Source organism: Viridibacillus sp. d25.2, assembly GCF_055456015.2.
Genome location: NZ_CM196652.1, coordinates 3,790,515 through 3,801,947, shown reverse-complemented (window position 1 = coordinate 3,801,947; position 11,433 = coordinate 3,790,515). Strand labels below are relative to the sequence as shown.

General features: G+C 36.2%; 10 protein-coding genes and 1 pseudogene. 8 read left to right on the top strand and 3 right to left on the bottom strand.

Annotated elements, in window-relative coordinates; genetic code table 11:
• Positions 1–114 precede the first annotated feature (114 nt).
• The 3 genes and pseudogenes from ACZLO7_RS18735 to ACZLO7_RS18725 form a co-directional block, all read left to right on the top strand.
• Positions 115–247: pseudogene (locus ACZLO7_RS18735) on the top strand (IS1595 family transposase); the annotation flags it as partial.
• Between the two features lie 184 nt (positions 248–431).
• The gene (locus ACZLO7_RS18730; protein WP_464938327.1) at positions 432–860 is read left to right on the top strand and encodes a MarR family winged helix-turn-helix transcriptional regulator; all 429 of its coding nucleotides are present in this window, start codon (positions 432–434) and stop codon (positions 858–860) included.
• A 1-nt stretch (position 861) separates the two neighbouring features.
• Positions 862–1,248, top strand: coding sequence for a rhodanese-like domain-containing protein (locus ACZLO7_RS18725; RefSeq protein ID WP_464938328.1), 387 nt, complete (start codon positions 862–864; stop codon positions 1,246–1,248).
• A 243-nt stretch (positions 1,249–1,491) separates the two neighbouring features.
• Here ACZLO7_RS18725 and ACZLO7_RS18720 read toward each other — a convergent pair whose 3' ends face one another.
• Positions 1,492–2,754: an exosporium glycoprotein BclB-related protein gene (locus ACZLO7_RS18720; RefSeq protein WP_464938329.1), complete on the bottom strand. Its 1,263-nt coding sequence runs from the start codon at positions 2,752–2,754 to the stop codon at positions 1,492–1,494.
• Between the two features lie 831 nt (positions 2,755–3,585).
• Here ACZLO7_RS18720 and ACZLO7_RS18715 point away from each other — a divergent pair.
• The 4 genes from ACZLO7_RS18715 to ACZLO7_RS18700 all read left to right on the top strand — a co-directional run bounded on the left by ACZLO7_RS18715 (position 3,586) and on the right by ACZLO7_RS18700 (position 8,225).
• On the top strand, positions 3,586–4,557 hold the full coding sequence (locus ACZLO7_RS18715; RefSeq protein WP_464938330.1) for a S66 family peptidase: 972 nt from the start codon (positions 3,586–3,588) through the stop codon (positions 4,555–4,557).
• 246 nt (positions 4,558–4,803) lie between these two features.
• Entirely contained in the window at positions 4,804–5,361 is a 558-nt protein-coding gene (locus ACZLO7_RS18710) for an NAD(P)H-dependent oxidoreductase (protein ID WP_464938331.1), read from the top strand.
• 764 nt (positions 5,362–6,125) lie between these two features.
• Positions 6,126–7,643 carry a cardiolipin synthase gene (gene cls, locus ACZLO7_RS18705; RefSeq protein WP_464938332.1) on the top strand — a complete coding sequence of 506 codons (1,518 nt, stop codon included), beginning with the start codon at positions 6,126–6,128 and terminating at the stop codon, positions 7,641–7,643.
• A gap of 48 nt (positions 7,644–7,691) precedes the next feature.
• Positions 7,692–8,225: a DUF1572 family protein gene (locus ACZLO7_RS18700; protein WP_464938333.1), complete on the top strand. Its 534-nt coding sequence runs from the start codon at positions 7,692–7,694 to the stop codon at positions 8,223–8,225.
• 158 nt (positions 8,226–8,383) lie between these two features.
• Here ACZLO7_RS18700 and ACZLO7_RS18695 read toward each other — a convergent pair whose 3' ends face one another.
• Positions 8,384–9,145: a hypothetical protein gene (locus ACZLO7_RS18695; protein WP_511261361.1), complete on the bottom strand. Its 762-nt coding sequence runs from the start codon at positions 9,143–9,145 to the stop codon at positions 8,384–8,386.
• Between the two features lie 280 nt (positions 9,146–9,425).
• On the opposite strand from ACZLO7_RS18695, the gene ACZLO7_RS18690 reads away from it, so the two are divergent.
• Entirely contained in the window at positions 9,426–10,499 is a 1,074-nt protein-coding gene (locus tag ACZLO7_RS18690) for a CotH kinase family protein (protein ID WP_464938336.1), read from the top strand.
• A 186-nt stretch (positions 10,500–10,685) separates the two neighbouring features.
• On the opposite strand, the gene ACZLO7_RS18685 is transcribed toward ACZLO7_RS18690, so the two are convergent.
• Positions 10,686–11,369: a YwrJ family protein gene (locus tag ACZLO7_RS18685; protein WP_464938337.1), complete on the bottom strand. Its 684-nt coding sequence runs from the start codon at positions 11,367–11,369 to the stop codon at positions 10,686–10,688.
• Positions 11,370–11,433: the final 64 nt, after the last annotated feature.

Below are 11,433 nucleotides of genomic sequence, written 5' to 3'. Positions count from 1 at the left end.
ATACTTTTTTAACTATCTATTTTCAAGGGGACACTATAATGTAGTGAAGGATCTGCTTTTCAAATCATATATGTTTGTATTATTTAAATTCATCCAGATTTGCTGAAAGATTATTATTTGGATAGTTACCTCTACTGGTATCGTTGGCTTGAGTTACATAAAAGTTTGACATTTGAAAATCGAGTTGAGCAAATGCTTATTTCAGCTTGTAAAAAAATCTAACTATTTTACTGTAGCATCATTACGAGAAAACAAAATCAACTGTTTTCAGTATATGCAACAGATTCATTTGTTGGAAAATGGCTATAAAACATCTGTAAGAAGGGAATGTAAATAATTTACTCGATTTATTATTCAAAATATTTACATTTGCCATATAGTCAGTTATACTGATTATCATATCAGTTGACTATTCGATGGGAGGTATAAAATTGAGTGATATATTTAAATCATTTGGTTTTTTAACTGGAAAAGTAGAACAAATGTTAGAAGAAGATTTTATAGAACAGTTGAAGCCTTATGGTATAAATGCAAGACAATTCGGAGTCCTGATTAGAATAAAGGAACGTCCTAACACATCTCAGAAAGAAATTGCAGAAGATTTAAAAATAGACAGGACATCTATGGTGGATCACGTAGATCGTTTGGAATCTCTTCACTATATAAATAGAGACAAAAACTCAAATGATAGAAGGTCTTACTGTCTTAATCTTACGGAAAAAGGTAAAAAAACCGTAGATGATTGTTTGGAGTTAATGAATCAGTCTGAGCGAGAAGTATTGTCAGCATTAGAAGATGAGGAAAAAGATGCGTTTAAAAAGTATTTAATAAAAATAGTGAAAAGAATAGGAGAAAAATAAAATGAATCAAATCTCATATTTTAAAAATCGCGTTGAATCAACGTTCAGTCCTATGGATTATATGACGGAGAAAAAAAGCCAACCAGAAAATTATTTATTAATTGATGTTAGGAATGGTGCTCCTGCTTTGAAAAAAGAAAAAATACAAGGTGCTTTAGAAATCCCACTTTCAGAATTAGAAATTCGGTTAGATGAACTACCTAAAGACAAAGAAATCGTTTTGTATTGTTGGGATGTTTGGTGTAATACAGCTGCAAAGGCTTCTATAATATTAATTGAAAACGGATACTCAGTAAAAGAGTTGAATGGTGGTATAGCTGCTTGGAAGACTATGGGGTTCCCCTTGATTCCATTGATAAATAATGAGGAACAGAATTGTGGTTGTTAAAGGATACTAAAGTTTTGATTTTTTCTTTAATCAACTAAAAAAGAGATTTAACTAAACAAACATTAAGTTAAATACTTGAAATAAAATAGAGGTTTAATCTACACAATTTGTGGATTAAACCTCTATTCTTATTTTAAATCTTAATAGCAACAATCTTTGAGAAAACAGCCTTAAAAAAAACTGCTGGCAAAATAATGTATAAGGTAAGCTTCAAGATATTTAAGGCGAGAATTTTTTTATAAATTAACTAATTGATAGTCCTGCGTTTGCATAACCCTCAATAGTATTAATAAGAGAAACACCAGTAGCGGTTACAGTAAAGACCATTAATAGTCGTGTTTGTGCAGTTATTGGTATGTTTAATCCTGTAACGATACCACTGCTCGTGGTACCAATGGAGAGAATACCTGTTAGAGATGGAGCCAATGTTACAGAAGCTCCTGCAACTGGACTGAAAATAGTACTTGTTGGGGTTGATTCATATAATTGAGCTGTAATTGTTGCTGTTGATCCAATAAGGGATAGCGCTAATGTAGTACTGAAGAAAGCATCCATCGAAGTAATTGTTCCAGCACGAGGAACCGGAATTGCAAAGTTAGTAAGCGTGCCAGCAGGATTTGTTAAATCTATTGTTCCTCCTACTATACTAATACCTGGTGCAGAGCTTCCAAACCCAATAAAACTTGGCGTACCAACATGGCCCCCTGCAATAGTCGTGAGTGAAACAGGGATTCCTGATGCGAATGGAATTATTACACCAGATCCAGCAACGCCCTGAGGTCCTTGAGGTCCAACAGCCCCGTCAGCGCCAGCAGGTCCTTGAGGCCCAATAGCCCCGTCAGCGCCAGCAGGTCCTTGAGGTCCAACAGCTCCGTCAGCGCCAGCAAGTCCTTGAGGTCCAACAGCCCCGTCAGCGCCAGCAAGTCCTTGAGGTCCAACAGCCCCGTCAGCACCAGCAGGTCCTTGAGGTCCAACAGCCCCGTCAGCACCAGCAGGTCCTTGAGGTCCAACAGTGCCGTCAGCACCAGTAGGTCCTTGAGGTCCAATAGCGCCATCGGCACCAGCAACCCCTTGAGGTCCTTGAGCCCCATCAGCGCCAGCAGGTCCTTGAGATCCGATAGCGCCATCAGCACCAGCAGGTCCTTGAGGTCCGATAGCGCCGTCAGCACCAGTAGATCCTTGAGGTCCAACAGCTCCGTCAGCGCCAGCAGGTCCTTGAGGTCCAACAGCCCCGACAGCACCAGCAGGTCCTTGAGGCCCGACAGCCCCGACAGCACCAGCAACCCCTTGAGCACCATCAACGCCAGTTGGCCCTACAACCCCCTGAGGTCCTTGAGGTCCGATAGCGCCATCAGCGCCAGCAGGTCCTTGAGGCCCGATAGCCCCGTCAGCGCCAGCAGGTCCTTGAGGTCCGATAGCGCCATCAGCACCAGCAACACCCGGAATACCAATAAAACCTCTTGGTCCGCGTTCACCCCTCGGTCCGGTTACGCCTCGGGGACCCACATAACATCTACGTCTTCGCGTAATGCTTTTATTGCAAGTACAGAGGTATTTCCTACACTTGCAACATCTTTCTTTTTTATTATCCATTTTTCTCCTCCTAACTAACATACTATTCATACCAAAATAATTGATAAGGGGCAGATTCCATGCTTATCTTAAATTTTATGAAAAAGTTATTTTATTTGTACCTAGAACTAAAGTTTATAACTTAGATTTTTGTAAAAGTACTTTTTGTTGTAGAGGAAATTTAAATCAAATGGCATATGTTTTCTTATTTCTTTGTAATGTCCATAGAATATTAATCGAAGAGAATACGAAGTTAAAGATGGGGGAAAACAACAATTAAAACTTCGGATAATAATTGAGCTTTAAAGTATCTCAATTATTATGTTTCAGTCTTTACAATCTAGTTTTAATAGGATGGACTCCATGTGAAGATTGCTTTTATTTTAATTACTAAATTTTCCATTAAATGTTGTGGCACCTTGCTTTTACAGTCAAAGAACAATCAGCAAGCATATATAATATAAATATTTTAGTAAAACTGACAAAAGGTATATAATTACATTTGTGTGGGTTTTCTGTATTATCAACCCCATTATTCAGATGATTGAAACATAGGGAAGAAAAGGACTATTTCTTTTTTATAGAGAGAATCGGCTGTTGAAAGACTTTATGAAAAAAAGCTAAATACTTCCTATTAGGGTGATTTTGAAAGAAAACTTGGCAGCAGTAGTTAACATGTATGTGTGTAAGTTTGTATCTTGAAATATAGGGAATGTGTTTGTGAAGTAGGACTTTTTATTTTAAAAATAGAAAGAAGGTTAAAGAATGATAGCACCTAAATTAAAAAAAGGCGATGAACTGCGTATTATTGCACCTAGTCGTAGTATGCAAATTTTATCAGAAGAAGGTATTAAAGGAGCAATTGAGCAATTAAAAAAGCTTGGTTTAAAAGTAACATTTGGAGAGCATGTATCAGATTGTGATTTGCATTACTCATCTTCTATTCAGGCCCGAGTAGAGGATTTACACGATGCTTTCCTAGACCCACAAGTGAAAGGGATCTTGACCGTCATTGGGGGTTTTAATCTTAATGAAATCTTGCCTTATGTTGATTATAAACTCATAAAGGACAATCCAAAAATCGTTTGTGGATATAGTGATATTACTGCGCTAGCGTGGGCTATTACTGCCAAAACGGGTTTAGTTACATATTCAGGACCACATTTCTCAAGCTTCGGTATGCAGAAAGAGCAGGATTATCAAACCGCTTATTTTAAAAAATGTTTAATGGAAGATGGAGCTTTTGACGTGGAACAATCAGTAGTTTGGAGCGATGATGCATGGTTTATAAATCAGGAGAATCGTAATTTGATTCTAAACGAAGGATTGAAAGTTTATAACGCTGGGCGTGCTCAGGGTGAATTATTTGGTGGTAATTTATGTACATTCAATTTGCTACAAGGTACCCAATTTATGCCGGATTTAAATGATGTGATTTTATTTATAGAAGATGACGAATTAACAGATCCACTGACATTTGCACGCGATTTAACATCATTACTACAGCAGGAGAAATTAAAAAATCTAAAAGGAGTCGTCATTGGCAAATTCCAAAATAAATCTGAAATGACAGAGGAGCATTTGCATTTTATTTTTGACAAACATCCAACTTTAAAAGACATTCCTGTAATGTATAATGCAAGCTTTGGTCATATACAGCCAATGTTTACATTCCCAATCGGAGGATTTGTAGAGATTGATACGGAGTCGAAATTGATTAGAATTATTGAGCACTAGTATAGTGAATGAAATAAAGAAATTACTAAAACAAATCAAAAACCTTTTCGTTAGCATACTATGTATGATGTATGTTAACCAGTTAGCATAGTGTTAGAGGCGAGTGAATTTGCCCAAAAGATGTGAAGAAAATTTAGTACTGTAATCCCTCTGTTCTCTTTGGTTATCTGGTTAGGGTTTTAATTGTTTTTCCAAAAAGTTAAAAAACGTCGGTACATTATTATGAATAATGTGAGGAGATTGTAAATGGATAAAATACTACTAATTGATGGCCATGATCAATTTGAACGCGCGCCTGGAAATTTAACACAAAGTCTTGCTCAAGTCATACAGAGTGACTTAAGTGAAAAGTATGAAATTCAGACAACTATTGTTAAAGAAGGGTATGAAGTTGATAAGGAAATTGAAAAGTTCCTTTGGGCAGATTGTATTGTTATACAAACTCCAATTTATTGGTTTAGTATTCCGGGGGTTTTGAAAAAATATTTTGATGATATTTTCCTCCCTAAAATCTTTTTTACGAAAGGGACTGAATTAGGAAGAGGCGGATTATTGAAGGAGAAGAAATATATGTTTTCTGTTACATGGGGAGTTAAGAAGACCTCCTTTGCATCTTCCGAACCTACAGCATTTTTGGAAGGGAAGTCAGAAGACGAGGTACTGTTCCCAGTACATAAAACCTTCGAATACTGTGGCATGCAGCAATTGCCTACCTTTTCTTTATATGGTGCGATGAAGGAACGTATATTTGAAGAAGATTTGGAGCAAATACAGGCACATATTAAAAAAATATTTATAAAGTAAAAGATCACCCGATTCGATTGTCTACTGACAATTTATTCGGGTGATCTTATTTTTACTATTCAATACGTCCTATTTCAACGAAGCCATACATTCTCCTAGCAAAAAACATATGATTTGGTATTTGCCTTTGTTTTTTCGCTAACTGAGTTTAGTAGCTTGCTTCGAGAAGTTGTGGAAAGTAAACAAGTTAAGGACTAAGGTTGGTGAATATTTCCTGTTTGAAAATCATATACAGCACCACCTGAATTAGTCCTTTCATTATAAAGGGGTATGTGTGACTCGGAGAGAATGGAAAACTCAGAAAAACGATAAAACTAGTTGATTGGAGTGCAGGCGGCGACTCCTTGGGGAACTAGCGAACATCTTGAGACCCCGCAGGAGCGTTAGCGACGAGGAGGCTCAAGGTTCGTCCCCAGGAAAGCGTCCGCCGGAGCGGAAATTAACGGCATCGAAGAAAAAGCCATGGCAAAAACGATTAATCGCTTCCACCATGGTTAGAATTCATTTTATGGACTTTTTCAGTGCCCTCCTACTTGACAGAGTTTTTTTATTGTTCATAAAACATTTTTTATATTGATTGGAATCATACCTCTAGTTGAGACTTTTTTAGTTTTGGTTTGTGTCGCATTTTTAGAGTTGTTCGTGATGGATTTTTTTAATGTTCAAATTCTCTTAAGAAATAGGAGCTATTTATAAAAAAAATCACATAAGTTGTAAGTATAAATTTATTTTGTATTAGGGGAAGGGAATGTGGAGGGGATATTATGCAGAAGGTTTTCCAATTTATAGCTATTTCAACAGTCGTAATCGGCATTGGATATATGTTTTCTATTTGGAATATGAAAGTTACATATGTAATAGGCATAGCGATTGAATTATTTGGACTTTCAATCGTTATTAAGTTGATTTTCTTTGATATACGTAATACTTCATCGAAAGTCGTGTGGATTACAGTTATTTTAGGTCTCCCAGTCATTGGAACGGCGTATTATTTATACTTTGGGAGAAATCCCATAACACGTAAATTCTCACTTTCACAAATACAAGAAACAGCTAAAGTAGTTAAAGTATCACATGCGATACAAAAAAAATATCATTCTAGAGATACTCCTCGTTTATCAAAACGTATTGCTAATTTATCGAATATCAAGTCACTGAAGGGTAATAAGATTGATGTTTTAACAAATGGCGCTGCAACTTTTTCAGCTATTATGGAAGCGCTAAAAAATGCCAAATGTCATATTCATATGCAATTCTATATTTATAAAAAAGATAATATTGGTACTGAAATTAGAGATTTATTAGTTCAAAAGGCAAAAGCGGGTATAGAAGTACGTTTTATGTATGATGCAATAGGTGCGAAGTGTTTAAACTCGACTTTCCTTAAACCCCTGTCTGATGCAGGAGCGGAGGTCATAGCGTTCGAGCCAATATTATCATTGTGGTTCTTGCATAAGGCAAATTTTCGAAATCACAAAAAGGTAATAGTTGTAGATAGTCATATTGGCTTCACTGGAGGTCTGAATGTTGGTGATGAGTATTTATCTAATACGAATACCTTTAAAATTTGGCGTGATACACATCTTCGTATTGAAGGATTATCAGTTTGTGAATTACAAGAATCTTTTATAAATGATTGGGTTTTTATGAAAAATGAAAAGGGTGCTGCTACTCCTTTTATAAATGAGCAGGGAGTACAAAAGTACTTCTCCCCAATTGAACAAGGTGATGATTGGGCTCAAGTGATTTATGGTGGACCATATGATAAAGAAAATATCATACGTGATGCCATGCTCAATCTAATCGAATCAGCAAATGAAAATGTATGGATTGCAACTCCTTATTTTATCCCAGATGCTGAAGCTTTAGCCGTGGTAAGACGGGTAGCAATGAGTGGTATAGACGTACGAATTATTCTTCCAGGAAAAGGAGATATGGGTATTTCTTATCATGGTAGTAATGCTAATATTAAAACTTTACTTGAAGCTGGTGTCCGCGTATTTGTCTATGATGAAGAATCGTTTTTGCATTGCAAAATTATTACTGTAGATGGTATGAATGCTACTATTGGAACCGCCAATTTTGACATTCGTAGCTTCCGCCTTAACCATGAACTCATGGTTTTTTTATACGAGGCTTGTGATGCAATTCATCACTTATTGCATGATTTCAAAATAGATTTCCAAGCGAGTAGAGAGCTGACAATGGCTGATATGAAGAATAAGAGTTTAGGGAAACAATTAAAAGAATCAATAAGTAGCTTGTTTTCACCAATCTTGTAGTTGGTAATGGGTTACTGTATGTTTAGATAAACTTAGGGGGGATTTATAATGAATGTGGGTGAAACTTATTTAAACATAATAAATAAAAAATTTTCGGAAATAAAGAAGCTAGGAGATCAAACTTTTCAACAACTAGATGATAAGCAATTAAATTGGTCAAATCACGAGGAATGCAATAGTATTGCTGTTATTATAAAACACGTTGGGGGTAATATGATTTCTCGATGGAGTAATTTTCTTTCTACAGATGGAGAAAAGCCAACAAGAAATAGGGATTTAGAGTTTGAAGCTTCGTATTTGTCAAAAGTGGAATTATTTCAAGTTTGGGAACAAGGCTGGCAAATTGTTTTTACTACACTCGGCGAATTGACAGAACAGGATTTACTGAAAAAGGTTAAAATACGAGGGGAAAATCATCTTGTAATGGATGCGATTGAGAGACAAGTTTCACATTACTCTTATCATGTTGGCCAAATTGTGTACATTGGCAAGCTTTTAAAGACTTCCGAATGGGAATCGCTAAGTATTCCAAGAGGATATTCTGAACAATTTAATAAACAAATGTTTAATAAGAATAATTAGTTAACGTTAAAATTAGAATTAGTATATGAATTAATAAATATTAGAAATTGAAACGCCCTTTAAAATAGATTGGCATTGAAGGTATTCATATAAGTTTAACTTTTAGTAGCTAAAAAACAATATCCCTCCAATTGTTAATTTCGCCTAACAATTGGAGTTCACATCTTTCTATTGCGAGACTTATACAAGTCTAAAGAAAATAACTCCAGCGCAATGCCGAAGTTATTTTTTTGCTGCAATATGGAAGGTTTAAATTCTAGATATTCTTTAAAAACGTTTTCTTCTACAGCCGCAATTTCCTCTTCTACGAGAACCTCTGCTACCACGAGAACCCCTGCTACCACGAGAACCCCTGCTACCACGAGAACCTCTACTACCGCGAGAACCTCTGCTACCGCGAGAACCTCTGCTACCGCGAGAACCTCTGCTACCGCGAGAACCTCTGCTACCGCGAGAACCTCTGCTACCGCGAGAACCTCTGCTACCACGAGAACCCCTGCAACCACAAGAACCTCTGCTACCGCGAGAACCTCTGCTACCGCGAGAACCCCTGCTACCGCGAGAACCTCTGCTACCACGAGAACCCCTGCAACCACAAGAACCTCTGCTACCGCGAGAACCTCTGCTACCGCGAGAACCTCTGCTACCGCGAGAACCTCTGCTACCGCGAGAACCTCTGCTACCGCGAGAACCTCTGCTACCGCGAGAACCCTTGCTACCGCGAGAACCTCTGCTACCGCGAGAACCTCTGCTACCGCGAGAACCTCTGCTACCGCGAGAACCCCTGCTACCACGAGAACCTCTGCTACCACGAGAACCCCTGCTACCGCGAGAACCCCTGCTACCACGAGAACCCCTGCTACCGCGAGAACCCTTGCTACCGCGAGAACCCTTGCTACCGCGAGAACCTTTTCTACCACGAGAACCTCTATTTATGATTGTATCAAATTCTTCAGGTTCATCTGTCGGATTGTTAGTCATATAGTGTAAAACACCATTTGTTTCTGCAATTGATGAAAGTCTTTTTACATCCTCAAGTAAGGTATTATTCACTTTTATCCCTCCTTACATTTGACATCCATATAATTTATGCAAAGGAGTGTTAGAAGGAATGGGGAAAATGATTACTATAATATACAATATTTTCTTTTCTACTACGAAAAATCAAAGTGTATAAAAAATTGGAGGGAATAAATATAAATGAAAAAGTATTATATTGAAGTACCCGAAAACGAACTTTTAAGAATACATCATGATATTTGGGAGCATGATTATGTCGATGCAAAATTAAAAACAGCCAATCAGAGACTCTCAATTAAAATAGCCCTACGAGGAAACCAATTACGAAAACATAAAAAAAAATCCTATCATATTATATTTGAAAAGCCTTATTTTATGGAAGGACAGCACGAAATTCATTTAAATGCTGAGTATAACGATCCCTCTATGATACGAAATAAGCTCTCTTTTGATTTTTTTGAAAGTATGGGTGTCCTTGCGCCACAATCTACTCATATTCTTCTTTATATTAATGATGTTTGCCATGGGGTGTATTTGCAGCTGGAGTCGTTTGATAAGTATTATTTGCGCAATAGAAATTTACCAGATGGAGCCATTTACTATGCAACGAACGACGATGCAAATTTTTCATTATATACCCCTGATCACAAGTTAAAGTTAACATTAGAAGATGGTTATACAAAGAAGTATGACTTCCAGCGTGATAGCTCTCTTAAAAAATTACTTATTGTAGTTAATACATTTCAAAAAGAGAAATTCGATGAAGAAATAGAAAATATTTTAGATGTTCCAAAATATTTAAAGTGGCTTACAGGTGTCGTCTGTACTCAAAATTTCGACGGATTTATACACAATTATGCACTGTATCATAATAGTGATAGCGAGTTAATCGAAATCACACCATGGGATTATGATGGAACGTGGGGGAGAGACTTACATGGTAGGCCTCTTGATCATGATTATATCCCAATTGAAGGGTATAATACATTGACAGCTAGATTACTAGATTGCACTAAATTTAGACTTATGTATGGAGCGTTTCTTGAAGAGGTTTTGCATACACAATTCACTGAACAATTTCAGAAACCTCTTATAGAAAACCTCTATAATACTATTCGACCATATATCCATAAGGATCCAAATTTAAAAAATAAGATAACAATCTTTGATGACGAACCACAATATATACTACGATTTATTCGAGCACGAAATATGTATTTGGAAAGTAAGTTAGATGTACTAATTAAAAAGTAAGGTATTTATCCTTTATGAAGCTAAATTATTCCTAGGTTTCAAAATTAAATTTTTTAGCTCATATTATTAATATAAGTACCCTATAAAAAATAGAATTATTTTAGTAGTTATTCTATTTTTTATAGGGTACATTTTAAAATTGAAATAGATTCTTTACTGTGAAAATCAGCTATGGGAACAAATGATTTACACTCTGTGTATGGTTTTAATATGAAGTAGGTTAAGAAAAATAGAAACATTCCTTGCTGTTTCAACCTCAACGACTAGCCCGTTAATGTTCTTTACTTTTCCTACATGATGAAGCTTTTCACCAAGGTTAAACACCACAAGTTCATTTTGCATTTTTTCTACTTGTTCTTTTATTGTCTTTAATAAAGGTTTAGTAAAAGGTTTAACTGAAAAATTTTGATCAGTTAATCCGAAAGGACTTTGATTATGGGAGTAAGGAATCAGCCATTTCAAATGCTTTGTTGCAATAATCATCGTTTTATAGATTGGGGAATGGAATACGAAATAGTCATCCATGATATGAGAGATATAACCGTGAAGCGGTTGGTTATTTGTTACATAGATTTCGACAAATATTCCTTGTGCTTGTGTAAGAACGTTTGTTAGAGTCAAATCATTTTTGTTTTCTTTTGATGTTATACTAGGCGATTCTAAAGGCTTGGAAATTGCATCTTTATGATCTTTATCAATAGCTATAGCTAAATTTAAAATATGCTCAAAGGGAATATAAATATAATCAGTTCCATTAAATAGGACAATCAAATCATTGCCGAGTTCAATGATATTACCAACGTGATGATTTTTCCCTGATAAATCCAATTTCACAATTTCGTTATTAAAATCTTGAAATGTAGTATTCAAGTTTACCCTCCTATTTAATTAAATAGCAGTTTAATCTATTACCTGAAAAGAGATGTTAGAAATA

What these genes read in the sequence shown, in the direction of transcription:
- ACZLO7_RS18725 (WP_464938328.1), top strand. Translation starts at nt 862, where the DNA reads ATGAATCAAATCTCATATTTTAAAAATCGCGTTGAATCAACGTTCAGT.
- ACZLO7_RS18715 (WP_464938330.1), top strand. Translation starts at nt 3,586, where the DNA reads ATGATAGCACCTAAATTAAAAAAAGGCGATGAACTGCGTATTATTGCA.
- ACZLO7_RS18710 (WP_464938331.1), top strand. Translation starts at nt 4,804, where the DNA reads ATGGATAAAATACTACTAATTGATGGCCATGATCAATTTGAACGCGCG.
- cls (WP_464938332.1), top strand. Translation starts at nt 6,126, where the DNA reads ATGCAGAAGGTTTTCCAATTTATAGCTATTTCAACAGTCGTAATCGGC.
- ACZLO7_RS18700 (WP_464938333.1), top strand. Translation starts at nt 7,692, where the DNA reads ATGAATGTGGGTGAAACTTATTTAAACATAATAAATAAAAAATTTTCG.
- ACZLO7_RS18690 (WP_464938336.1), top strand. Translation starts at nt 9,426, where the DNA reads ATGAAAAAGTATTATATTGAAGTACCCGAAAACGAACTTTTAAGAATA.